This window comes from Sphingobacterium kitahiroshimense, assembly GCF_025961315.1.
GTDB lineage: Bacteria > Bacteroidota > Bacteroidia > Sphingobacteriales > Sphingobacteriaceae > Sphingobacterium > Sphingobacterium anhuiense.
On record NZ_JAOQNK010000001.1, the window covers coordinates 698918 to 724614 of the forward strand.

Consider the following 25697-nt stretch of genomic DNA (forward strand, 5'->3'; position numbering starts at 1 on the left):
TTCCTTTATTATCAGGAACATCAACTTCAAAGAGCCTGCTTAAAACTGAATGTGCCTTAGCGTTTGTAATTTCACGCGCTTGAGGTTCATTCCTTCGATCGGATTACATAATAAACTAATCCTCATGAGTTAAAATCTCTTCGTTTAATTCCTTCGCAAATTTATCTGCTTCCGAAAAAGTAATGTTATCCACTTTTATATTATCTGTCGATTTATCTGATAAAACGATGAAATATACGTACTCATCTGGTCATTTGAATCAGGCATATTAGCCAAAAGATAAAGGTGTAAATCTTCTCCTACAGTTTTAAGCTCATCAATCTGGCCTGCCCAACGACGTACCTTATTCTTAATTGTATCTTCTTTTTGAAGATCAAAGTTTACAGACTCAAAAAAATTGATATGACCATTTTTCCAGGTATGTTCAAATGGTATCTCATCATATTTGGTCTTTACAGTACGGGAGCTTAAAAAAGTAGAAATGTTAAATTCATCAAAATAATATTTAAACATTTTTGTCCATACTTCCTTATCGGATTTAATATCTTGATCAACTTCTATCCAACCCACTGTTAACATTCGTCCAACTAAATAATCTAGGAGATGATCTATCGATATATCTAAAGAATTACGTGTTTCTGAAAACAAAAGAGCACTATCATCTCGCACAAAAGCTCTTCTAGTTATTTCATCAACAGATTTGAAAAAATGAAGTCGCATTATATCATGATCAATCGTTCGTTTTATCTTACTCAAGCTACCATTAATAGTATTTAACTGTTTGATTACGTAACGCGTATTAGCGTGATCAAATAAGTGATCTATAGACATGAAAACAATTACAGATATTGCAATGAAAAACAAAAATCACAGTCTTTCTTTAAATGTGAATAGAGATAATTCTGCTATCGATTTTTATAGGGGTATAGGTTTTAAGAAAGTCGGCGAAGAGAACATTGATATTGGTGATGGTTTTATAATGGAGGATTCAATTATGGAAAAAAAATTAGTATTTAAATACTCGATCCTCCACTCTTTCATTCATTGCTTTGAATAGCAAGGGTACAAATTCGGTCAATCGGGATGTGGCTATAAACTCGGCTGTCGCATTGTCCATGGTAAAGATACCGGTAGGGCGCTCTATCATCAAGCTTAATAACAGATCCATCGATATCTCCACCTACTGATTCTACTTGTATATGTTTAATCTGATTGAGCAATACTGGTGTATCGATAGCGGTGATCATAAACTATCGGTTTTCCTTTGCCTGAGAGCTCATCAATATTGGCGCTGAAGCCTATAACGGCATCTTTCCGGTAGTTACGGGTATTTTGTTTAAAGACGCTACTACGCTCTTATAAAGCTCCTGAAGTTTGTTTTTATAATTGCGGGAGAGCGCAACGAAAAATCCCAAAGGAATCTGCTAAGTAAACTACAAAGCTGGCTCCTGATTGCACTCAAAGCATTGGCTCCACTAACAGCTGTTGCTGAAATGGGATTTTGTGGTGATCGGTTTGATTAAAAAATACGGGAAGCCGTAAGGATGGTATTAAACGTATACAGCCATTCTTAACAGAATGGCTGTATACGTTTTTTATATGATCTGAGTTTTATTTCAGTTTTTCGATCTCTTCAATGGTAAGACCTGTACCTTTTGCAATATCTGCAATAGGCAAGCCCATTTTCTTGAATTCTAAAGCTGTCTCAAGGGCTTTTTTACGTTCGCCTTCGGCAAAACCTTTAGCTTTACCAGTCTGGATTCCCTTTTCTCTTTCTTGTCGTTTGATTGTTTCTATTACACCCATTTGAATTGTGCCTCCTGTCACTTGATAAATGTATTGATCAAAGTTACTATTTATTTCTTTATCTCGTATAAAAAGAAAACTCTTTAAAAAAACTAAAAAGCTCATTATACGATCTTTACTATACTTATTGGTCTCGATAAGCCTTCGTGCGATTGTACTACGCTGCTCGGCGAGCTCCTGCTCTGGAATCTTATCTTCATCTAAAGCTTTCTGGCATACCAAGACAATATAAGCAAATATATTGTCCATACCGAGTAGCTCTGATTCGTCATGATCAAAAATTTGATAGCTCAAATACTGAAAGCGTAACGAGGTACGGAAAACTGTAAAATGGTATTCATCAGTACATGGCTGCGAACGTCCTCCAGTAAAAACAGCAATGGTCTCCATAGGGACACGGTAACGATCTAATAGCCTGTAAAAATATTGAAAGATACGATGTGAGAAATCCGAATCATGTCCGCCTTCGATTTCGGTATTCACCAAAATCCACTTCTCGCTTCCGTCTTTTAAATAAACCTTGACCAGAAGATCTGCCACACGCTTCCCTTTTTTACGCTCACGATAGGGAACGATCCCCAACAATTCTTTGTCCATAAAAGTCAATCCACGTCCGAGATCAAACGTAGCATCGGCATCTGGATACATTTCTTGAAAAGGATCGGTGCGGATATGAGCGCTACAAAAATCTATTTTGCTTCAAATCACCGGATTAAGACTTAAGCCAGAGAATAACAATGTCATCTTCAACTTCTTACAATTCAAAATTTTATCAAAGATATTATTCGTATATTACCTAAACCGATATAAAACTAAGAAATCTGTTAATATATATAAACGACCAGCTTATGAGACCGTCCAAAAGCCGAGCTTACTGTAAAGATGCGCAACGATTTAAAATATTCTTTAAAACGGAAAATAAAGCCCAGAACTTTATTAAGTTTAATCATGCTGAGATGATTGAAGAATCGGGATTTGCACCAACTAGATGCTACTATTGTATCGCATGCGATGGCTGGCACGTAAGTAGTAGCAGAAGATTTGAGAATGCAGCAAATAAAACTGAACTTGTCATCCAAGCATTTACTGCAGAAACCCTACCTGTAAACCATATACCCGGTGCATCGACAGAAGATGCTTTCCAAAAAAAAGTTACAACGAAAAAAATTGAAAAAAATAATACGCTTACACAGCAAGACAAGGCTGAGCGCTTACTACAAAAAATCAGTCAGCGCATCCAGACCATTTCGTTATTATTAGATAAGAAGAGCGATAAAATACTGATCTATAATTTAATCCATGAATCCCAGCGCTTACTAACCAAGAATCGCGCTCCTGGATTCGACACACAGATAGATGAATTTAAAAACTTACTTCATACACAAAAGGCCAAAGCTAATCACATATTTAAAGATCCTTAAATAAACATAAGCTCTGAATGGCATATTTATATATAAGGGAGAGCTTCCTACAGCAAGGTAGTTAATAGAAATAAATGAAACTTCAGTCTAAGCAATAAGCCCGCTGTTCACGGCGTATTTAATCAGAGAGGCGGTATTTTTAAGAGCAGTCTTTTCAAGTAAACGTTGTCTATGTCCCTCTACGGTACGTTTGCTCAGAAAAAGTTTATCTGCAATTTCGATATTGCTATATCCTTCTCCGATGAGATGTAATATTTCAATTTCTCTTTCTGTCAGTCCACTTTCTGTTATAATTTGCTTTGGCTCTTGATATGTAGCTGGATATTTCTGAAGATTAGAAAGGATTGATAATGTCATTTCAGCACATACATATTGTAAACCTTTCATGATTTGCCTAATGCAAAAAAACAATTCGTCAATCTACATTTTTCGTTAAATACCCATTCGCTCCTAAATTGAAAGCTTTCATGATATTTGAAATATCATCTTCCATACTAAGAATAATGATTTTTAGACTCGGATACAAATCCTTTACCCGAGGGACCAGTTCCAAGCCGTCCATACCTGGCATCTTCAAATCTGTAATAAGTAGATCTGGTAAATTTTTTGTTTCCAAAATCTCTAATACAGCATGACCATCCTTGCCCTCTCCTACAACTGTCATATCCTGTTGAGATTCTATTAATAATTTCATACCGGTCAGTACAACATCGTGATCATCAGCTAAAATAATGTTAATCATCTTAATCTTCTTTAGTAAAAAAATATAAGATTGCCACACTGAAGAGTTAAATCATCACCGAATAACAGCGTACAGCACTCTTATTTGTAATAATAATATTACAAATGAAAAGCCGTAATGTTTGTTGTCTGCTGATAATTGGTAGAGCTGTATAAAAAGCAACATTCTCAAGATAGTTAATGGCGTCTCTTTAAAATTAAGTTAAACGAGGCGCCTACGGAGATAGCTCCTTTCCTTGGATGAGGCAGATGACTGTGCCTCTTAAAGGATGTTGAACCAAAATGGGTGGAAAATGTACGGTCTTACCAAAAGAAACCATGTCCAGCTTTAAGATATGGTCCTTATTTACCTGTTTCCAGATGCCCGGCATCCACGGGCTTGGATTCAGGAGAACCTTTTTGACGGAGAAAAATAGTTAAAATTACAATTGATGCCACAGATAGAAATTCACTTTGCCAGTTTTGAAATGTTTCAAACCAAAAAAGAGGTTCTTTTAAAAAATCGCTTAAAGTTTTCTCGGGTTCATTTTTAAGGATTTGCTCTTGATTATAATCCATAAAACTGCCGTATAGATGTCCTGCCCAACTGAGAAGAAATAGCAAGACAAAAGCAATAGAGAGGGAATTTTGGTAAATCGACAATCTCCAGCCGCCGCGTTTTACAGCATAGGGAGCATCCGGCTTTGAGGGGTCCGGGTCTCGGTCTACTTCTTCGGGTTTTTCGATATCTTTTGACTCGGCGGAACCAATCTGCCTGAGCGAAATGGTAAGTATAACATATAAGGCCATCTGTAAAAATTCGCTTTGGAAATTTTCAAAAGTTGCCGAAAAAAAATGCCCACTAGTTAGATAGGTGGTCAACGCTATGGATGGTGCTCCCAGCTCAACTAATTCCTGATTATGTTCCTGCCAACCAAAATAAACTTGTGCCCCTATCGCGATAACAAACAGCGCTATAAATACAATAGACAAACTGTTGCGATACATAAAGGTTTTTTTTTGATTTTTGTTTTGTAAACTTTCCATCTTACTCTTTTTACTAAATGTGATAGGTATATTGTTTAAATTTCTAACCAAAGAATCCCTTATCTCGTATAAAAGTTCATTAATTATAATTTTAAAGTATTTTTTACATAAGAACCTGTTTTTAAACACGTAAAGTATTAATTTTGTGTGTTACACCAACTATGTGTTAAATGCGTATTTAGTAAAAACAAACACCTATTTTCATTTTCACTTTCAAATGCTTTAAAAAAGATCAACCAATTCAAAAACCACTTTGGAATTGAAATGATACACATTTTTTGTCGTAACACCATCAACCGTATTTTATACACATTGTGCTATTTTTTTCTCCTCACGATTATCGAGCTTAAACCATTATAGCTTATTAGACGTTATTTTAATATCAATTAAGTAATATATTAATAAGGTAAATTATATGGAAAATGTAAATTTAAATATCTTGTTCCAAGAAAAAAGACAACAGCTGAACCACTTTGCCAGTCAGTTTACATCCGATTATGATGAAAAGGAAGATCTGGTTCAGGAAACCTTTATCCGGGCGTTAAAATCAATTCATAAATTTATCAATGATCCTAAATTAATGACATGGCTCTATGTCATTATGAAAAATATCTACATCAATCAATACCGCCGCGAAAAGCGCAAAAGTGCTATCTACGATGAGTACGTTCATACCGATTATTTCGATAGTTTAGCAACCAATCAAACAGAAAACAAGACCATACAAGATGATATAAACAGAGCCCTCGAATGTTTATCGCAGGAAAATGCAGACATCTTTCGATTATATCTGGAAGGCTACAAATATCAGGAAATAGCGGAAACTTATGATCTTCCTGAAGGAACGGTTAAATCGCGCATCCATGTCATTAGAAAAACGTTAAAGCAAAAATTGAAAATGTATGAGATCAATTGATACGAGGTTGCTGACAAAGCATCGTTAGGATCAAAATCTGTACAGTAAGTTATAACTCGATAAAATAATAATAAGGTTTCACTAAACAATTTAATCATGAAAAAAATGAAATTTATTTTGGTTGCTCTAATGGGTATAAATTTAGTATCAGCCTGTGGTAATAGTACAAATAATAAAGATCAAAATAATATGGATAGTTTGCCTTCGGATACAGGCTTGCATCCGGATACCAGCATGCAAGATACGAGTAGCACCATTGAGTACCGAGATTCAAATTCGGCGGAATCATCAAATGGTGTCCTCCCAACCACTCGATAAGGAAACATCAATCCTCTGGTAAGAAAACGGCTCTCTTGCTCTACTAAACTTAGCTTATTACGTAGTTTGTATATTTTAATCTCCAAGACAATGTTATCACCATTAGTGCTTGGAGATTTTTTTAAACGTATGTGTAGGTGATAAAGATTTCAATCTTAAGGGAAATTGAACAAATTGTTTAACTTTTGGTGGTTAAAAATAAAAAAAGCTGGCTACATAGAACCAGCTTTTTTATTTAAAAATTTTATCCGTCAAACTTTTACTGAGCAGCTTCGACATTGGCTTCGTCCATCGCAATTTCGGTTAGGAGAACATCCGTTTCTTTCTCTTCGGCAAGTGTAGCAGCCAAAAGTTCTTCTGCTTCCGAGTGTTCCATCAATTTGGCATAAGTAACCAAGCAACCGTAACTTGCAATTTCGTAATGCTCAACTTTCTGAGCTGCACAGATCAAGGCCGCGTCCAACACCTCGGGACTGTCCTGGAATTCTTCCATAATTTCCTCAGCCTCGTTTAAGAGACCTTCCATTGCTTTGCATTTTTTACCCCTCGCGGTCAGATTTAAACTGGAAAATACTGATTTTAACCTTTCTATCTGGCCTTCGGTCTGCTTATAGTGTGTTTTAAAAGCTTCCTTCAGTGTATCGCTATGTGCTCCTTCCGATAATTTTTTCAGTCCTTTTAGCAATTGTCTTTCAGCACCTAGGATATCTTTTAATTCATCGACAAATAACTCATGTAAATGTGCATTTGGCATTTCGTTAGATTTGTTTTGTCTAGCCATAATCTTATAGTTTAATTTAATATTTAGATACAGTAAGAACCGCTTGAATCAGGTTATAGTTTAGCCGATGATTAATATTGGGTATAAAATTCTAATGTCAGGTAAAAACTACGGTTTTCTAAATTACATTTACATTCTTAAAGATCGCATGATCTAAATATTTTACTTCCGAGATCGTTAGATTTAAACGACCATTTCGAAAGCGTCATTATGTATAAGCTAATATCGAAATATGTGTAGGACCAATTAAATGTTAATTTCTGGGGAATATATTTTATTAAAATCTATAGTTTTGATATCACCTTATTCCTTCAATAAGGGTATATAAATCGCTAAAACCAGTATTTAACCTTACAACTTTCAAGTGTTTCCGCATGTTTATTTTATGATAGAATAAAAAAACTTGATTGGATGGTAAAGCTGCAAATTAAAATGCGTTTATACGACGATCTTCATTACTGTGTTGAACGTCAGAAACATCCAGAAATTATTAATAAAATCTAATGCTATGATGATGGAAGAAAACAAAATCAGTAGACGGAAAGTAATCGGCAGTATAGGAGCTGGAATTGCTACATTAGCAGTTACACCTTTAGTGGGAAACGCGGGTGCGTCAAATGTCCAAAAACTTGAATATGCTATGGAAGATCCGAGAATGAAGTTTCCCAAACCTCCATTTAAAGAACAATCTCAGCCATGGCCAGGACTTGCTGGCCAAATGAGTCCTAGACCAGACCATGGCGAAACGTCTTATCAAGGTTCAGGTAGACTAAAAGGACGTAAAGCATTGATCACAGGTGGCGACTCCGGAATGGGCAGAGCTGCTGCGATTGCCTACGCACGGGAAGGTGCAGACGTAGCCATTAATTATTTACCTGCTGAAGAAGCTGATGCCAAAGAGGTCATTACGCTGATTAAAAAAGAAGGCCGCAAAGCATTGGCAATTCCTGGTGATCTGCGAGATGAAAATTTTTGTAAAAAATTGGTTAAAGAGGCTGTAGATGGACTTGGTGGGCTTGATATTCTTGTCAACAATGCAGGTCGACAACAAACTAGACCATCTATTCTTGACATCAGTTCGGATGATTTTGATGCTACAATGAAAACCAATGTTTATGCTCCTTTCTGGCTTACTAAAGCAGCTCTACCCCATCTAAAGCCAGGATCTTCTATTATTGCTACCACTTCTGTGCAAGCGACAGACCCTTCTCCAGATTTATTCGATTATGCACAAACAAAGGCTGCCAATACAAGTTTTGTACGCTCATTGGCAAAACAGCTTGGACCTAAAGGAATCCGTGTTAACGGTGTAGCTCCAGGTCCAATATGGACCGCCTTGCAAGTAAGCGGCGGCGCAACAATGGAAAAACTTGTCAATTTCGGCGGTGACACACCACTTGAACGACCTGGTCAACCTGCAGAATTGGCTTCCATATATGTACAGCTTGCAGCCAATGATGCCAGTTATGCCACAGGACAGATTTATGGATCTGCTGGTGGCGGAGGTCAACCATAATGCAGCATTCTGCTCGCAAATATGGGTAGAGAAAGATAGTGGCAATAAAATACAAAATTTGATTAATAAACTCTAAAGTATAAATATATGAGAGCAGCAGTATTCCATAAACCAGGTGATATTCGAGTCGACAATGTCCCTGATCCAAAAATTCTTGATTCCAGAGATGTTATTCTCAAAGTCACATCAACGGCGATATGCGGTTCGGATTTACATATTCTGAGCGGTGCAGTTCCTCAAAAAGAACCTCTCATCATGGGCCATGAATTCATGGGGATAGTCGAGGAAGTTGGATCTGCAATTAAGAACCTTAAACGTGGTGACCGTGTTGTTGTGCCTTTTCCGATTTCGTGTGGACAGTGTTTCTTCTGTCAACATGAGGCTTCTCCTGCATGTGAAAACTCAAATTTTAAACACTACGGTCCTAATGGCGATTTGATGGACCAGAAAGGTGGGGCATTATTTGGCTACACCGATCTGTATGGTGGTTATTCTGGCGGCCAGGCAGAGTATGTGCGTGTTCCTTACGCTGATATTAGTCCACGTAAAATTCCAGATCATCTCAGCGATGAACAAGCTCTTTTCCTAACGGATATTTTTCCTACAGGATGGTCATCAATTGACTGGGCCGCACTTAAGGGCGGGGAAACAGTAGCTATCTTCGGATCTGGCCCTGTTGGACTAATGGCACAGAAGGCAGCATGGCTTAATGGTGCAGCACGTGTTATAGCTATCGATCCGTTAAATTATAGGCTTCAAAAAGCCAAAGCTGTTAACAACGTTGAAATACTTAATCCTAATGAAGTCGATGTCGTAGAAGCAATACGGGCAATGACTGAAGGAAGAGGGGCTGATGTATGTGTAGATGCAGTTGGATTTGAACCAGAACGTACTTTTATGGATAAAGTTAAAGCAACCGTCAATTTTGAAATGGGCTCGATGAAGGTACTCGATCTCTGCTTTGAGGCGGTAAGAAGAATGGGAACGGTATCAATCATGGGCGTGTATGGCTCGACTTACGATAACTTCCCCCTCCACCGGGTCTTTGATAAGGGCATCACCATAAAGCAGGGTCAAGCTCCTGTACTGAATTATATTGACAAACTTATTGGTCTGGTTAATGATGGCAAGGTTGTACTTGATGATATTATTACACATAGCCTATCACTGGATGATGCAGCATATGGTTATAAAATTTTTGATAAAAAAGAAGAAGATTGTGTAAAGGTGGTACTTAAACCTTAACTATATTTCTTAAATATGGTTATAAAAAAGATGGTCAGTATTTCAAGGGCAATGAAAAACTATCTTTAAAAAAAGGGCTTATGAATTTTTATAATCATAAGCCCTTTTCGTTTTTAATTCAATTTCCCTGAATGGAAATAAAACTAAAGCGAGATGTTTTAAATTTAGATATGTAACAATATGTAACAATATATACCCATAATAGAACCCTTAATGAACTGGACTAACTGAGACAAAAATACTAAAATTATGATCCGTTAATTTATGCGCGGATCTATCCAAAATAGATCACGGAGTTGAAGTAGCTCTTCTATGTGCATCAAATTATAAATCAGTTCGTCTTTGTCTTCTAAAGGAATCTTTATTTGTTGCTCCGTTCCAAGTAAAAATATAGTTAAAATAGCATCCTTTTCGAATATCGAAATATCTGATTGTACCATAGTAACATCATGTTTGCTAAACCATTCTCTAGCCTGTTCTTGATCTAAACAAATCAGGGAACGGGTTAGATCTTCAAGATCTCGAATCTCATCGATGATATGGGTAGGATAATTTACGCCAATATAAGCTAAATAAAGAAGATGATTTCCAGTCCGCAAGGCATAATTGCGAATTAAGACCCGCTTCGGATCGAATGAAAAAACATAATATTCTGGATCTGAGATAAACTGATACTTCTTGCCATAAAACTGAATCTTATCCTCCAATTCCCCTAAATTGTCTATTTCTATAAATACTTCTCCCAGAAGCTGACCTTCATGTATATTGTCTAGTGCATCTTCAATTACTAATAGCACTTGCTCCTCCTCAGGAACAATACTTCCACTACAGTCTAGCTGTAACAAATAATCATCAACATCAGGTACAGTTAACGGATACCACGTTGGGTTTTCGTCGTCAACTGTATTTTTAGATGTTAAAATATTATAACCGTTACGTTTTAATTCTAATAGTATGACTCTGCTCAGGGGTACAAATTTCATAAGATTTTACTCATATAACTAAAACAAACTTTGCTGCATAGGGCCATCCTGTCTAAGGGTGGCACATCTGACTATTAATAGGATTGATACCGATGATTTCAGAGAATAAGCCTAGACTTATAAATCTTAAAAATTATTGAGTACTGTCCAATTTTAAATAAACTTTAAATTCTGACCCAACACCTGGTGTACTTGTTATAGTAATTTTACCACCTGCATTTTTAACAATAGTATTGACTAAATATAACCCTACTCCCGTACCCTCGACAGAAGCACATATTCTTTTAAATTTTTCAAAAACAGTTAATAAGTCTTCGTTGCACATACCTATTCCGTTATCTGTAACACTGATAACCATAAACCCATCTTCTTCAAAGGTGTAAATCGCTATTTCAGGTTTACGATCTACCGGTGTATATTTAATCGCATTGCTCAATAGGTTATATAGCACACTACGAAGCTTACGTCTCACAAAATTGATCTCTGTGATTTCAAATCTATGAACTATTTTAGCATTAAATTCTAAAATCTGTGGCGCTAATGCTAACATGACATCATCCAATATATGAGGTAAATCGACTAGTTCCGTTGCCGATTGATATTTTTGTTTTCCCCAGTGGCTTTCAGTGAAATCTGAAAGTACTCTTTTTATATTGGATAGTCCGCATTCTAGATTAGCAAGCATCTTTAAGAATTTGGTGCTCTTTTTTTCTGGAAGTACTTTAAAGTATTCACATGTGAGCATTAAACCTGCTAAAGGGCTTTTAATATCATGAGCGAGCTGGTCTAATAACAATTCATGTTCTAAAATCAGCTTTTCATGCTCTTTTAAATCTCTAATTCGTGCAGTGATGTCTACAAAAGTGATAATCACACCATTTGTCTTACCTTCCCGAAAGGTAATATAGGGTAATATATTCATCTGGTACCAGCGCAAATCTGTGGTCTGGATTTCCTTCTCCAGCATTTTTCCCGTAGCAATAACGGAGTGAATATTATTGATTATGTTAGGATATTTAAAATTATCCTGGATATCTGCTATTGGCATTCCGATAAATTCTTCTTTAAGCACGAAATGCTTCATAGCAGGAGGTGTAAACTTACGTAACAGGAGATCTGCATCCACAAAAAGCTGTGGTATAATCGTATTTCTGAAATAATTTTCGAGTTCGTCATTAAGCTGACTCAGCTCTTTTAACTGTTCAGTTTTTGAATTCATGTTCTTATATATCTAATAATAAATATACTTTTCGGTCTAGGTTGGGATCAAGTATAAACAAATATAAACGAAATATGTTGTCAAAAATTATAAACGGTTATTAAAAGAAATATTTTAATTAGTTTTATGAATTAAAATATGAATTTAACCGGGCAATTCTACTATTAAAACTTTAAAATTGCAAGTTGAGGTCGAAACGATTACAAAATTTGGCAATTGGCAAGGTCATGCTAGATAATGGTAAACCAATTGTTCACCACTTCATAAAATTCGAACAGATGATGATAGGGAAATTAACATGTGTCACATAAGGGTTTTGAACTGTTGGTATCATGATATATCTCATCTTTGTAAAGTGACGTTCTATTTTAATGAGATTTATATAAAACAAATTATTCCGTTTCTTGCGAATTGGATAGATAAGAGTTCATTTCTAAAACTCCCAAATACTTACAATAATGTGATAACATTTCTTTAACCACTTTAGTGGTTTGAATGTTGCTATTCGATAGGAATGCTAACGTATTGCTGATATCAAAATTAGGTGTATTTTGATGAATCTCAATGATAGATTTATCATCATGTACTTTGAAAGCAAATAAACTTAAAAGTGGATAGAGTGGACTATCTTCATCCGACTCCCACAAAGAAAGCCATTCCTTATGGGGTACTGCTTCCAATTCTATACCCAATTCATCTTGAAGAATTTCAAAAAAATCAACAACTGTAATATTGTCTTCGGATTTGGGACTTACATGATAAATATTGCCAATAGCTTCGATATTTTTCGATATATGCGCGACAGATCTTGCTATAAAATCTATCAGTAAAATAAATATTTTGAGCATTTTTTCATACCAGATGTTCTAAATACATAATGTATAAAAATACCACAACTAAAATGACAACTGTACTAATACTACACAATCCATAACCGATTCTACCTTTTACAAAATGATTAAGCCCTTCAATAATTAGAAAAGAAACATAAATTAAAATTAGGCAAACCGGTAAAAATTTCTCCAAGTTTAGCGACATACCATTGTTGCCACTCTGTCCTTTAGCAAACATTCCTATTGCAAAAAAAACCATAGGTGCTGCACCAATTAAAAGTCTTACAAATAAATGCTTGATTAATTTTTTTCTCATTTGCTTTTTAACGTATAACTTACCACTAAAATACAATTAGTTTAATCAATTTTTTCAGAAGATATCTATTCGCATGATGCACTTGATTATTCGATAGAAGAAATCTTTTATTTGCTAAAGGGTGATAAATAGAATTGCTAGCAATTGATCTAAAGGTTGACGAATACATTTATCTACCATTCCACATCAAGAAAAAATAATTATGCACCAACAAATATCTTTATATCCGCCACGAATAATCATCTTTCCAAATTGCTTCATTGCTCATCTGTACTTGCTATAGCTTGACCTTTGTCCAGGAAATCGAAATAACGGAAGAGCGCGGCTTGACTATCTATAAATACTTGATCCTCCAATATTTCATTCATCTCTTTGAATAACAGGGGTACAAATTCGGACAGTTGAGATATGGATATAAATTCGGCTGTAGTATTGTCCATTTGTATCCATAAAGGCATAGGTCGTTAGACTAAAATCATATTTTAAAACCATTATATATAAATGAATTATCTTTCATATTTTTGTTTGTAATGAATTCCCAAGAAAGTCCAAATATGATTCCCTTTAGCTCTGATTTAGTTATTCAGGCACTGGCTTCCTCGCCCTCACCTACAGCTATTTATAGCGGTGAGAATATGATCATCCGTTTTGCTAATGAAGGAATGCTGGAGGTTTGGGGCAAAGACGCTTCTGTGATAGGCAAACCCTTAATTGAGGCAATTCCTGAATTGGAAGGACAGCCTTTTTTAGAGCTGCTGCAAGAGGTGTGGCGTACTGGGAAAACATATTCTGTTTCTTCGGCTCCTGCAAAGTTAATAAAGAACGGAAAGGAGACGCTTGATTATTTCGATTACGAATATAGAGCTCTTGTTGATGAAAACAATAAAACTTGGTGCATACTGAATACAGCACTGGAGGTGACCTCTCGCCGTGAGTTTTTAGAGCAGATCAAACATAAAGAAGAAAAAGAGCAGGCGCTCAACGAAGAAATGGCTGCGACTCTTGAAGAATTGACATCTACTAACGAAGAGCTCAATAGATATATCAAGCAACTGGCCGACAGCAGGGAATACATTCGTACAATTATAGAACAGGCGCCTGTTGGAATCGCTATGTTAAAAGGGCCTGAACATCATATTGAAATCGCCAATTCTGCGATTCTTAAGATATGGGGACGAGAGGAGTCCGAAGTCATTGGATATCCGCACGAAAGTGCCCGTCCGGAAATGCGGGCACAGCCTGTTAACAATTGGCTTAAACACGTATACCAAAGTGGTGAGCCTAAGATAAACACAGAATTTACAGTAAAACTGCTTGATAAAGCCGGATTGAGAGAGGCGATCGTTAATTCCATCTATCAGCCTATATTTTCTCATGACGGCAGTATTTCAGGTGTTTTGGTCATTCTTGAAGAAATTACCCAGCAGGTAATGCTGCGTAAAAAGAATGAAAAGGATCAACAGATGCTGAACCTAGCAGTAGATGCGGGCGAGCTCGCGACCTTCTACTACCAAACTGAAACAAATCTCTTTTCCGGAAATACGCTTCTTAAGAAATGGTTTGGACTTTCATCGGACGAAAACATGGATCTCTCTCTGGCCATCGCAGTTATTTTACCGGAAGATCGGGATCGGGTGTCGCTGGCCATCGCGCACGTGTTAAGTAAAGATTCTGATGGTCATTATTTCATAGAATATCGGATTCAAAATAATGTTGATAAAAAAATTAGACTGCTGCAGGCCAACGGAAGAGTTTTCTATGATAGTAAAGGTAATCCACTCAGCTTAAATGGTACTTTGAGGGATATTACTGAACAAAAAAAAGAGGAACAGCGAAAAGATGATTTCATTGGAATGGTAAGCCATGAACTGAAAACACCACTTACCTCTCTTAAGGCTTATCTGCAGATACTGCAACGGATGGACTTACCTACAAAAGATCCTATGTCGCAAAATATGCTGGGGAAATCGGTAAAGCAAGTACAATATATGAACACCATGATTAATGGGTTTCTTAACGTATCCAGGCTTGATTCGGGTCAGCTGCATCTAATGAAAACTGTTTTTGATTTTCAATCACTGTTTGCCGAAATTGAAGATGAAGTGCTGTCGACGATCAAAACTCATCATTTTCTGTTTAAAGCACCTGAAAAAATAATGATACATGCAGATCGTGAAAAAATAGCGCAGGTACTCCATAACCTTGTTGGAAATGCGGTCAAATATTCGCCTCTCAGATCGACGATTAGAGTAGATTATGCTGCCAACGATAACAGTTTAAAAGTAAATGTTCAAGATCTTGGAAAAGGGATTGCTGAGGAAGATCGGCAACGGATATTCGATCGCTATTATCGCGTGAAGGAAACTAGTGGCGGCGTGATATCGGGGTTCGGTATTGGACTTTATCTTTGTAGAGAAATCATCGAACTGCATGATGGAACCATTCAGGTCCAGAGTGTAAAAAATGAAGGAAGTATATTCTCCTTTATCTTACCATTCAACCCATAACGCCGTCTGAAATTCCGATAGTTTTGCCAGTTAAAAGCTATCTACATTTTGCTTTTAAAGACTCCACTACGCTCTTTTATAGTTTTTGTTTTCATAATTGCGGGAGCGGCCACCGAAGAGGTTTACAAAGCTAGCTTCGCTCCCACTCAAAGGATTGGCTCCACTAACAGCTGTTGCTGAAATCGGATCAAAATAACGCAGGACTTCTCTCCCATCGATGATATTAAACAAAAAAAACCATCCTTGACCTGACTATCGTCACAGTAGATTACAGCAAATTGTAAAAAAATAATTGTTAAAAAAAAGAAAAGCCCGAAGGAACCTCGGGCTTTTGATAACTAACTGATGTTAGTTTTGTTTTTTATTGTTCATTTTGAACTCTTCAAACTCCTTGAATAACCGTAAGAGTTTAAATGTAGAGCTGATCAGCTCGTTTGTCTCTAACAGGATTGAGAAGTAAAGTTTACTGTTCTTAGGACTATTTTCTGTTGTCCGGATATGGTCAATCTGCTTGTCCAAAAGATCGTTAATAACCTTCTGAAGCTGATCGCGCTGTTTCATGGTTGAATCAAGCTTTAAGAAGTCACGGCGCTTATACAAACTATATACTTCAGCGTACCAGTTACCCAGCTCATCAGCAACTAACCTCAGATCATTCCCCTGATATTCCTTAAGCAGTTTATGGTTGTTATCGACGTGATTGTGTGCATTGCCAGCAATTACATAAAGATTCTCGACGATATCCTGCAGATAACCTAAGGAAATAATGTAGAATCTGCTTCCTTTAACGGAAGTGTCATCCAGATTGCGAATAAAGTTGTAAAGGTTGTCGTTGGTCGAATCCAGATCACGCAAGAATTTCTTAATCAATTTCTTGTTCATCGAAAGCGTCGTCAAATCGTTCTTGGTAAGACCGTCTACAATCTCTTTATAGAAGATATTGGACTTGGCAAAAACTTCACTGATCTGATTGGCACTAGCGTCAGAAACCTGCTGTAAGGTATGGATATCTTCTCTACCAAGTTTCAATTTACGCTCTGCCTGTGCTGCGACTTTCTTTTTATGGCTTTTAGCATTAAATACTAAGAGAATGGCCAAGAATATAAGTGCACCAACAAAGGTAATAATCCCTCCTATTTTAAGTAAATATGCGATGATAAACGCACCCGCAAAAGCAGTAGCAGCAGTAAGAAACCAGCCTCCGATGACATGGAATACACCAGAGACACGGTATACTGCACTTTCTCTATCCCAAGCTCTGTCGGCAAAAGCAGTTCCCATCGCAACCATAAATGTGACGTAGGTTGTAGACAGAGGAAGCTTCATCGATGTTCCTAAAGCAATAAGACTGCTGGCCACCATTAGGTTGACAGAAGCGCGCACCATGTCAAACATTGGCTCCTCCTCCTTATTCTTTTTCCCTAAGGAAGTATTTTCGAAACGGCTATCTAAACGAGATCGTAAGGTTCGTGGCATCAGATAACTAATTGCTCCTCCAATATTTACAAAGCCGCGTACTATCCAACGTGATAAGGTGTTAGGCTCAAATTTTTCGGAACCACCGTCTTGACTACTTAAACTCATTTCCGTTTCAATAACGGTTTTGGCTTTTTTAGATGTCCATAAGGTAATCATCATGATACCACCTGCGATAAATAATATCCAAGCTGGGGCAACAATATCCGCCGAAGCTAATTCTGACATCATATAGGTGTCCGGATTGCCACCAGATGCCTGGAAGAAACCGATGGCCTGAATGGCTGCTACAGGTACTCCGATAAAGTTAACCAGATCGTTTCCTGCAAAGGATAAAGCTAAAGCGAATGTACCAACACCGATAATGACCTTAAGGATGTTCACTTTTAACCTGATAAGTATAAAACTAAAGACCGTGAACAGCACAAAGCTTCCCAAGATCAACTGCAGCTCGTGCATGTTAATCCACTCCTTCGTCGCTTTATCGATAAAAGAAACGGTCTTCATTCCTTTAATCAGGATAAAATAACTTATGGATGCTAAGGCGATACCTCCAAATATAACTCCGAAGGATTTGATCTTACGTTCGTACTGAAAGGTGAATATGAGTCGAGAAAGGTATTGTACCGCCATACCTACAGTGAAGGACAGGACCACGGATAAGAGGATGCTGATAACAATCTCGGAGGCCTTCTCTGTATTAATATACTGTGAAAGCGTTGACCAATCGCCTGAGGTACTTACTATTTTATAGAGTCCTAGACAGACCGCAGCCCCTAGTAGCTCAAAGACGATGGATACTGTTGTAGAGGTCGGGAGTCCGAAATAGTTAAATACATCAAGGAGTATGATGTCTGTAATCATGACGGCGAGGAAGATAACTATAACATCATTAAAACTGAACATACCAGGAACGTAAATTCCACTTCTTGCAATCTCCATCATTCCACTTGAGAAAACCGCCCCAGACAATATACCCGCACTAGCGAGAATCATGATCAGGCGGAAAGAAATAGCTTTGGAGCCAATAGCCGAATTTAAAAAATTGACAGCATCATTGGTTACGCCGACCATGAGGTCGATAATCCCTAAAGTGATCAGCGTAATAATTACGAGATATAAATAATTGTCCATAGTTATTATTTTTGCAAAGGTATGAACAAAAGGTGAGCCATATATTAAGTTAATGTTAAGTGTTGCTTTTGTTAATATTGAATAGGATTAACTATCCACTTATGCTAAAGTATTTTGTTTTCAGGTATTTATTCTAATAATAGAATAGCACAATGTTTCATCACTGTCTTTTCAACTACACTTGAATAATCCGGCTATTTCAACGAATTATTATACTGCTTTAGATCATTCTCCATATCATATAATTCAGCTCAGTTTTAGCTGCATAAATCCCTTCAATGATCGTTTTCTTTTCGCCTTCCGAATAGGTTGAAAAATATGCAAAAACACCGGGCTCATCCAATAAGTAAAGCGAAAATTGCTTGGGACATCGATGGCATAATTATCCTTCTAGAGGTCTATCTATACATGATCTCCCTCCTGCTTATTAATCAATTTCTTGATTTTTACTTTTACAGGTAGAAAAAGCTGTCCAGATCCCGTAGATTGGAGATTGTAATGTACAAATTCAAAATCAATCACTTTAGATCTAAAGATGAGAACTCTGTAGATGAGATCAAAAAACCATCTATTTATTTTTTTGTAGATTTGTTTGTTAATATGCAGAAATCAAATAGTATTAACATTACCGGACAAACAACAAGTTCAATCTACCAGTGGACATTTAACCTTGCTGAGACAATAGGAGTACACGATAAAACAGCACATATTCTAAGTGCCACTTTTCTCATTATTGTATCTTTTATCTTCTTGCTGTTCTTAGATTATTTTCTACGTTTCTTTTTCAATTCAATCGTTACCAGGTTTATTAAAAAAAGTAAAACTAATTGGGATGATAAATTATTTCAAAATAAGGTCCAGATTCACTTAAGCCGTTTTATATTGATAGCAATTGCACAGCAGTTTCTACCTAACATATTTATCGGCTTCCCTTCTTTTATAGACGTACTAACAAAACTGCTTGGTATTTTGATGATCTTCGCTATTTATGGTGTGGCTAATGCACTGTTAAAGACTGCAAGAGATATACTTCGTTCATCTAAAGGTTTTGTAGATAAACCTGTTGACAGTTATATTCAGGTGTTACAGATATTTTTGATATTTGTTGTTGGAACTCTTATTGTTTCTGTAATTACAGGAAATTCTCCTTGGTCATTTCTTGTTTCACTAGGAGCTGCCTCTGCTATTTTGATGCTGGTATTTAAAGATACCATTCTTGGTTTTGTAGCAAGTATACAGGTCTCTGCTAATGATTCGGTACGTGTTGGAGATTGGATAGAAATGCCTAAATATGGTGTTGATGGCGATATACTCCAAATAAATCTAAACAATGTACGCGTGCAGAACTGGGACAAGACAATTGTTACCATACCGACATATACCTTGCTGAGCGATTCCTTCAAAAACTATAGAGGTATGCAGGAAAGCGGAGGAAGAAGAATTAAAAGATCCATTTATATCAAAATATCCACCATTAGGTATCTCAGCGATGAAGAAATTCAGGAACTTAAAAAGATTGTACTTTTAACACCTTTTATTGAAAAAAGAGAAAGAGAAATAAAAGAATATAATACAAAAAACAAAATTGACCCCAAAGTTCTTGTAAACGGGAGAAGAATGACAAATATTGGATTATTCAGGGCCTATATTAAAGCCTATGCAATACAAAATCCAGACATTCACCAGGAATTAACCCTATTAGTGCGTCAGTTGGCGCCAAATGAATATGGACTTCCTTTGGAACTGTATATGTTTACTAAAGGAACACAATGGTCATTTTTTGAGGATACGATGTCCGATATTTTTGATCATTTATTTGCAGCTATTAAATCTTTTGACTTAGAAGTCTTTGAACTGCCTGCATCTGATGATGTTCGGATGCATTTAAATCAAAAACATGTGCCATCAATTTCAAAGCCCCAGAACATACGGTAGCATTTCTTTAATCTGGAGCTAAAAAAATATTCAATTCATTAGTGCAACCTATTTCTAAAAGATTTTGCCATAGCAAAAGATCTACTTATAAAATTCTGAAAAGAATGAAAACTTATTTGGAGTGATTCCGTTCTAGTATTATGGGTTTTTAATATGAAGAAAATACCCCACTGACATCATGCAATATTAACAACAAAAACAGACCACAACATTATTTTATTTCAACTACATAAGCTTAATACGTTGAATCTTAAAATCAAACTTTAATGAAATTAACTAATCTCTTAAAGCTAAAGAGCACCTTTGTGCCTGGTATTATTTTACCCAGTCTCATCTTTATACTTGGTATTACTTTTTTATCAAGCTTTTTCCCGGTGAGAGCAAATTACTACCTGAATATTCTAAAAACTTTCTTGTTTGAAAATATGAACTGGCTCTATGTCATGGTTGTAACTATTTTTGTGCTCTTCCTACTTTTTTTAATATTTAGCAAATATGGAAGCATAAGATTAGGTGCCAATGATACGAAACCTGAGTTCTCTTTTTTCTCATGGATATCTATGTTATTTGCAGCCGGTATGGGTATTGGATTAATGTACTTCAGTGTCGCAGAACCGATGTCCCACTACACAGATCCCTCGGTAGCCGGACTAACGTCCGCTGCACGTGCTAAAGACGCTCAATTATACACGTTTTTCCATTGGGGTATACATGCTTGGGCAATATATGGAGTCGTAGGACTTTCACTCGCTTATTTCACGTATCGGTATAAACTACCCTTATCATTAAGAAGTTGTTTTTATCCAATACTAAAAGACAAAATACAAGGTCGCGCTGGCGATATTGTTGACATGTTTGCTTTGTGCAGCACTTTCTTTGGTATTACAACCACATTGGGTTTTGGTGTAGTGCAGCTCACTGCCGGCTTAGTACATCTGGGAATAATTCCAGAAAGTAATTTTATGTATCAGGTTATCATCGTCATCGTAATCATGACCATCGCCATTCTGTCGGCTACATCTGGAGTTACAAAAGGTGTTAAAATATTAAGTCAAATAAACATAATAGCGGCATTGGTTCTGATATTATTTGTCCTTATTTTAGGTCCGACTACTTTTTTATTGGGAACATTTTCTGAAGGTTTAGGTGAATATATTAATGCCTTCTTTCATCTCACATTTAATACCCATGCACATGAACCCGAGCGTCAGCAATGGTTCTTCAATTGGACTATACTCTATTGGGCCTGGTGGATATCCTGGTCTCCATATGTAGGTCTATTTATCGCTAAAATATCCAAAGGAAGGACAATTAGGGAGTTTATCAGTGCTGTGCTCATTATACCTTCAGTATTTAATTTTATGTGGATGACTATATTTGGCAATAGTGCCATATGGATGGATCAACACCAGGCTAATGGTGCTCTTAGCGCTATAGTTGCTAATACTGATGTACTTCTTTTCAAATTTTTTGAATTCTTTCCGCTACAACAGATAACAAACATACTTTCCATTTTTATAATTTTCATTTTCTTTGTGACATCAGCCGATTCGGGCATTTATGTGATGAACAGCATTTCTTCAAACAATGCCGCAAAATCACCTAAATGGCAGTATATTTTCTGGGGGGTGTTACTGGCCATACTTGCTTTAGTACTTCTAAATGCCGGCGGCCTAAAATCTTTACAAACAATGACTTTGATCACAGCCCTCCCCTTTTCTATCATTATGTTATTGTTTTGCTACTGTCTCATGAAAGCACTCACCATCGATACTGAATATCATGCGCGTGAATTTTCGCACTCCACAAACAATTGGTCCGGTGAATACTGGAAAGAGCGCTTAGGACGTATTCTATCCTACAAAGACCGAAATACAATAGATGCATACTTAAAAAATACCGTGTTTCCCGCTTTCCAAGAACTCGCTGAAGAATTTGGTTCTAAAGGGATTATCGCTACTGTAAATTTAAAATCTGAAAGCCCCTCATCTGTTGAAATCGAAATCAAGCACGATGCTATGACTGATTTTCGATATGGCGTAAAAAGTCAACTCGAAAAAATATCAGACTTTTTACGTGAAGAAGAAAATGCGCCCGATATCGGTACAATGAAAACACATGTACCCATGACTTATTTTGGTGACGAACGCGAGGGTTATGACATTCAGTATTTTACGAAAAACGAAATTATTAGTGATGTGCTGAAACAGTATGAACGTTTTTTGTCCCTATCATCAGATGAGAAAAATGCGATATTCATAGGGAGTAATTTAAAAGATCAAGGTTAATATGTACAATGCAATATGATAAAAAACTAATAGCTTTAGGAAAGCTAACTATCTATTATTTTAATCCGAATGCTATTGATAAAAATAATTCAAGTTTTAATTACCTCGAATTCGGGGTAATTGGACAAGAAGCCGGAACAAATAGATTTATTATGTCTGTAAGTCAATGGATAGAAAGAACACAGGCTAGATGAATGGTTATAAAGATCGGACGACATGGTGGGACAAGTTCAGTGACCTACCAATAAATATTCAGACTCAAAACATTATCAGCTGCCTTTTAAAAACATATCATAGAATATAATTTTCAACTGATTTAGTTATATTCGTGAACTATATATTTCAAATAATTTCATCATTATACAGAAATGAAATGGGTCGCAGTTTTTACGACTTGTACTAATATTGACCGAAATGTCTCTGAACAAATACGGGCTTGATTCCTGGACATCTCTGTAAATAGGTTTGCAAAATAGCTAATTGCTTTTGCAACCTTAACACACTCAGTCAAAACAGTTAAAAGAAGCAACAAATATAAGAAAATTTACGAATGGATTTTACAGTAGAAATTAAAGACATGGTAGCAATGGTTATTTCTATCATATGTGGAGGAGCCATTGGCTTTGAGCGGGAATACAAGAATAAGTCTGCCGGCTTTCGAACAATAATTCTAATTTCACTGGGTTCGACAATTTTCACCATTGTTTCCCAGCATGGTGCAGGTACTGATGACCGAATTTCGGCAAATATTATTACAGGTATTGGATTTATTGGAGCAGGTGTGATTTTTAAAGACAAAATTTCTATTCGTGGCTTGACGACTGCTGCTGTAATCTGGACTTCTGCAGCAATCGGAATGACAGCAGGAATAGGTTATCACGCGCTTGCGCTATGCCTAACTTTAATTACTCTTGGAGTATTATTAATGGTTACCAGAGTGGAACGAATGATTGCACAACTACAAAAAGAACAGCTCTTGAGTGTAACCTTTCGTGATCCTGACTTTAATCAGATCCCACAATTGGAAAATATTTTAAATACAAAAGGACTTACTTTAGAACGGATGGAAATTGTAAAAGAAAACGATCATTTAATAGTAAACTTCAAAGTATCAGGCAAAAAGAAATACTTATTAGAGATGAGCGAAACACTTGCTACCCGATCAGAAATCTTAAGCTTCTCTTAATTCCACAAAAAGCTGATCGTTGATGTTAACGCTAGATGGGTTCAAATATTTCCCTTTGCAAGGTTTGTCACAGATAACGAATTAAAAATAAATCGACTGCTATTACTTTTTTTTATAACGTTTGCAAGTCACTTATCAATTTCACAAATGTAATCCAAATGGATTAAGCTTTTTTGGGAAGTATAAACTGATCAGTGTAGTCAATTCCTTTGAAACTTGGCTTCCATGATAAATTTTTCAAATATGATGCAATAGTCGGAAACCTCTGAATGCTACGATTACGAAGACAATTTAATCTACCTTATTTTAAAATTTTCTCAAAGGCTTTTCTTGGACTTCCTCTGAATATTACTTCACCACAATAGTGATAGCTCATTTTTTGCAATATCCAAAGCATGCCCGTATTATCAAAATTAGTATCAACCTTTACACTATAAATATTATGTTTAAGTGCAAAATCTTCGATATGCTGCAACATTATCTGAGCCAATCCTTGACCAAGATACTTTTCAGAAATTGCAACCCTGTGGTAAACCACAAAATCACCATTAGTCAACCAAGATCCATTTATTTTAGCATACGCTGGTTCATCATTTATCAAAATAGCACAATAACCAATGATAATATCATTATCAACCAATACGTAACCAAAAGTGTTCTTAATATCATTTTCGATAACACATAGATTGGGATAGCCATCTTGCCATTGCGTACTACCATCTTCTTTTCGTCTATTGATCGCTTTTTCTAAAATTTTCCAAATTTGAAAAGCGTCTCCTGCTGTAGCCTGTCTAAAAGAATATTTCATATTATTCATGGATTGAAATTAATTTATACTGTTCTATTGTTTGTTTAATTAGTGCAATTAAACAAATATTTACGATTGCCATAAAACTGATTACACATAAGAAAATTACCATACCAAATTGTTGAATAAGATATCCTCCAAGAAAAGGAGCTGTTGCTTGTGCTAGTAACGGCATCCTTGCAAGTCTTCCAAGAATCAAGGCGTAATTATCCCTACCATAAATAGATAATGGCAATGTTCCTCTCAAAACTGAACGCATCCCGTTTCCTATACCAAATACTATTACTCCTGGTATTGCAAGTATTGGGGATACAAAAATCAATATCATACCCAAAAAAATGATTGTAGTAGAAATGAAAGACATTTCAATAGCGGTCCTTTTTCCAATGATCAACTCAATAACTCGTGCCATAGCTTGGCTTGGTCCTAAAAAAGCAATTACGATTAACACCATTGACATCTCGGTCTTGCCGTGTAATAATATTTCGATTAAATGTATGATAACGGTGGTGGTTATGACCGCACCAAGAGTAAAATTTGCTGATAATAAATAATACAATTTAGAACGTAAGAGCTCGACTGAGGATTCCAAGGTCTTATCCTTTAGTATGCTTTTGTTTCCTTCTTTATTTTTGAAAACATACAGATGAATCGGGAATATAGTAATGATCAACAATATGGCATATGTATAGCAGGTATTTCTCCATCCAAAAATATCCAAAATATAGCTGGTAAATATCCAAGAAACAGAAGGTGCTAAACTAGATACCAGAGTGATCCAAACAATTGACTTTGCTACGTTAAAACTGTATCTTTTACCAATTGCAGCAAACAATGCATCATATAGACCCATTGCCATTGCTGTACCGATAATCACCCAACCTGCAGCAAACATCAGAAAATTACTTGAACTGCCGATGATGACCAAACCTATCGCCATCACTAATCCCGAAAAAAGTAATACATCATGACGATCAGTATGCTGTAAAGTCCTACCCACTAAAGGTAACAGCAATCCTGAAACCAATAGGGCAAGTGAAAGGCAACCATAAACTTGCTGATAAGACCAGCTCATTTCGGCTATAATGTCCTTTGCTAAGACAGACAGTAAAAAATACGAACCTCCCCAAAGTACGATTTGCGCTATACCCAAATTCAGAACTTTAAAAAAGTCCAACTTTTCACTTTCTATAGACTCAGATGCTGATTTCATATAATGACAAATCTCTGTCCTTTTTTCAA

The 25697-nt window shown here is 36.3% G+C and carries 25 protein-coding genes; 9 read left to right on the forward strand and 16 right to left on the reverse strand.

Annotated features, from left to right (window positions below; genetic code table 11):
* Window positions 1–195: 195 nt before the first annotated feature.
* The 3 genes from M2265_RS03095 to M2265_RS03105 all read right to left on the reverse strand — a co-directional run bounded on the left by M2265_RS03095 (window position 196) and on the right by M2265_RS03105 (window position 2454).
* Window positions 196–831: a hypothetical protein gene (locus M2265_RS03095; RefSeq protein WP_132767894.1), complete on the reverse strand. Its 636-nt coding sequence runs from the start codon at window positions 829–831 to the stop codon at window positions 196–198.
* Between the two features lie 206 nt (window positions 832–1037).
* Window positions 1038–1247, reverse strand: a complete 210-nt coding sequence (locus M2265_RS03100) for a hypothetical protein (RefSeq protein ID WP_132767893.1) — start codon at window positions 1245–1247, stop codon at window positions 1038–1040.
* A gap of 364 nt (window positions 1248–1611) precedes the next feature.
* The gene (locus tag M2265_RS03105) at window positions 1612–2454 is read right to left on the reverse strand and encodes a hypothetical protein (RefSeq protein ID WP_132767891.1); all 843 of its coding nucleotides are present in this window, start codon (window positions 2452–2454) and stop codon (window positions 1612–1614) included.
* A gap of 200 nt (window positions 2455–2654) precedes the next feature.
* On the opposite strand from M2265_RS03105, the gene M2265_RS03110 reads away from it, so the two are divergent.
* Window positions 2655–3227 (forward strand): hypothetical protein, encoded by a 573-nt coding sequence (locus M2265_RS03110; RefSeq protein ID WP_021187905.1) that lies wholly within the window; start codon window positions 2655–2657, stop codon window positions 3225–3227.
* Window positions 3228–3314: 87 nt separating this feature from the next.
* On the opposite strand, the gene M2265_RS03115 is transcribed toward M2265_RS03110, so the two are convergent.
* The 3 genes from M2265_RS03115 to M2265_RS03125 form a co-directional block, all read right to left on the reverse strand.
* Window positions 3315–3614: a response regulator transcription factor gene (locus M2265_RS03115; RefSeq protein ID WP_132767889.1), complete on the reverse strand. Its 300-nt coding sequence runs from the start codon at window positions 3612–3614 to the stop codon at window positions 3315–3317.
* A 28-nt stretch (window positions 3615–3642) separates the two neighbouring features.
* Window positions 3643–3969 (reverse strand): response regulator transcription factor, encoded by a 327-nt coding sequence (locus tag M2265_RS03120; RefSeq protein ID WP_132767888.1) that lies wholly within the window; start codon window positions 3967–3969, stop codon window positions 3643–3645.
* 341 nt (window positions 3970–4310) lie between these two features.
* Entirely contained in the window at window positions 4311–4994 is a 684-nt protein-coding gene (locus tag M2265_RS03125; RefSeq protein WP_132767886.1) for a DUF6766 family protein, read from the reverse strand.
* Window positions 4995–5409: 415 nt separating this feature from the next.
* Here M2265_RS03125 and M2265_RS03130 point away from each other — a divergent pair, with 415 nt between their 5' ends.
* Both M2265_RS03130 and M2265_RS03135 read left to right on the forward strand, forming a co-directional pair.
* Window positions 5410–5910, forward strand: coding sequence for an RNA polymerase sigma factor (locus M2265_RS03130; protein WP_132767884.1), 501 nt, complete (start codon window positions 5410–5412; stop codon window positions 5908–5910).
* A 96-nt stretch (window positions 5911–6006) separates the two neighbouring features.
* Window positions 6007–6228, forward strand: a complete 222-nt coding sequence (locus M2265_RS03135) for a hypothetical protein (protein WP_132767882.1) — start codon at window positions 6007–6009, stop codon at window positions 6226–6228.
* A 259-nt stretch (window positions 6229–6487) separates the two neighbouring features.
* Here M2265_RS03135 and M2265_RS03140 read toward each other — a convergent pair whose 3' ends face one another.
* Window positions 6488–7009, reverse strand: a complete 522-nt coding sequence (locus M2265_RS03140; RefSeq protein ID WP_132767880.1) for a ferritin-like domain-containing protein — start codon at window positions 7007–7009, stop codon at window positions 6488–6490.
* Window positions 7010–7520: 511 nt separating this feature from the next.
* On the opposite strand from M2265_RS03140, the gene M2265_RS03145 reads away from it, so the two are divergent.
* Window positions 7521–8525, forward strand: coding sequence for an SDR family oxidoreductase (locus M2265_RS03145; RefSeq protein WP_132768943.1), 1005 nt, complete (start codon window positions 7521–7523; stop codon window positions 8523–8525).
* An 87-nt stretch (window positions 8526–8612) separates the two neighbouring features.
* Window positions 8613–9770: a zinc-dependent alcohol dehydrogenase gene (locus M2265_RS03150; RefSeq protein ID WP_132767878.1), complete on the forward strand. Its 1158-nt coding sequence runs from the start codon at window positions 8613–8615 to the stop codon at window positions 9768–9770.
* 257 nt (window positions 9771–10027) lie between these two features.
* Here M2265_RS03150 and M2265_RS03155 read toward each other — a convergent pair whose 3' ends face one another.
* The 5 genes from M2265_RS03155 to M2265_RS03175 all read right to left on the reverse strand — a co-directional run bounded on the left by M2265_RS03155 (window position 10028) and on the right by M2265_RS03175 (window position 13561).
* Complete coding sequence (locus M2265_RS03155) at window positions 10028–10753, reverse strand: hypothetical protein (RefSeq protein ID WP_132767876.1); 726 nt, start codon at window positions 10751–10753, stop codon at window positions 10028–10030.
* A gap of 133 nt (window positions 10754–10886) precedes the next feature.
* The gene (locus M2265_RS03160; RefSeq protein ID WP_132767874.1) at window positions 10887–11972 is read right to left on the reverse strand and encodes an ATP-binding protein; all 1086 of its coding nucleotides are present in this window, start codon (window positions 11970–11972) and stop codon (window positions 10887–10889) included.
* A gap of 392 nt (window positions 11973–12364) precedes the next feature.
* Window positions 12365–12820 carry a hypothetical protein gene (locus tag M2265_RS03165; protein ID WP_132767872.1) on the reverse strand — a complete coding sequence of 152 codons (456 nt, stop codon included), beginning with the start codon at window positions 12818–12820 and terminating at the stop codon, window positions 12365–12367.
* A gap of 4 nt (window positions 12821–12824) precedes the next feature.
* Window positions 12825–13121, reverse strand: coding sequence for a hypothetical protein (locus tag M2265_RS03170; protein WP_132767870.1), 297 nt, complete (start codon window positions 13119–13121; stop codon window positions 12825–12827).
* Window positions 13122–13378: 257 nt separating this feature from the next.
* On the reverse strand, window positions 13379–13561 hold the full coding sequence (locus tag M2265_RS03175; protein ID WP_132767868.1) for a hypothetical protein: 183 nt from the start codon (window positions 13559–13561) through the stop codon (window positions 13379–13381).
* Between the two features lie 90 nt (window positions 13562–13651).
* Between M2265_RS03175 and M2265_RS03180 the strand changes: the two genes are divergently transcribed.
* On the forward strand, window positions 13652–15628 hold the full coding sequence (locus M2265_RS03180) for an ATP-binding protein (protein WP_132767866.1): 1977 nt from the start codon (window positions 13652–13654) through the stop codon (window positions 15626–15628).
* 66 nt (window positions 15629–15694) lie between these two features.
* Here M2265_RS03180 and M2265_RS26920 read toward each other — a convergent pair whose 3' ends face one another.
* Window positions 15695–15859 carry a heavy metal-binding domain-containing protein gene (locus M2265_RS26920; protein WP_132767864.1) on the reverse strand — a complete coding sequence of 55 codons (165 nt, stop codon included), beginning with the start codon at window positions 15857–15859 and terminating at the stop codon, window positions 15695–15697.
* Window positions 15860–15976: 117 nt separating this feature from the next.
* Window positions 15977–18238 (reverse strand): inorganic phosphate transporter, encoded by a 2262-nt coding sequence (locus M2265_RS03185; protein WP_132767863.1) that lies wholly within the window; start codon window positions 18236–18238, stop codon window positions 15977–15979.
* A 498-nt stretch (window positions 18239–18736) separates the two neighbouring features.
* On the opposite strand from M2265_RS03185, the gene M2265_RS03190 reads away from it, so the two are divergent.
* From M2265_RS03190 to M2265_RS03200, 3 genes are all read left to right on the forward strand, one after another.
* Window positions 18737–20173, forward strand: coding sequence for a mechanosensitive ion channel family protein (locus tag M2265_RS03190; protein ID WP_207902337.1), 1437 nt, complete (start codon window positions 18737–18739; stop codon window positions 20171–20173).
* Between the two features lie 266 nt (window positions 20174–20439).
* Window positions 20440–22461 (forward strand): BCCT family transporter, encoded by a 2022-nt coding sequence (locus tag M2265_RS03195; protein WP_132767861.1) that lies wholly within the window; start codon window positions 20440–20442, stop codon window positions 22459–22461.
* Window positions 22462–23011: 550 nt separating this feature from the next.
* Window positions 23012–23647 carry an MgtC/SapB family protein gene (locus M2265_RS03200; RefSeq protein ID WP_132767859.1) on the forward strand — a complete coding sequence of 212 codons (636 nt, stop codon included), beginning with the start codon at window positions 23012–23014 and terminating at the stop codon, window positions 23645–23647.
* Window positions 23648–23948: 301 nt separating this feature from the next.
* On the opposite strand, the gene M2265_RS03205 is transcribed toward M2265_RS03200, so the two are convergent.
* Together M2265_RS03205 and M2265_RS03210 are read right to left on the reverse strand one after the other, a co-directional pair.
* Entirely contained in the window at window positions 23949–24464 is a 516-nt protein-coding gene (locus M2265_RS03205; protein ID WP_243655364.1) for a GNAT family N-acetyltransferase, read from the reverse strand.
* Window positions 24457–25668, reverse strand: a complete 1212-nt coding sequence (locus M2265_RS03210) for an MFS transporter (protein ID WP_132767857.1) — start codon at window positions 25666–25668, stop codon at window positions 24457–24459. Before M2265_RS03210 ends, M2265_RS03205 begins: the two co-directional genes overlap by 8 nt.
* Between the last annotated feature and the right edge of the window lie 29 nt (window positions 25669–25697).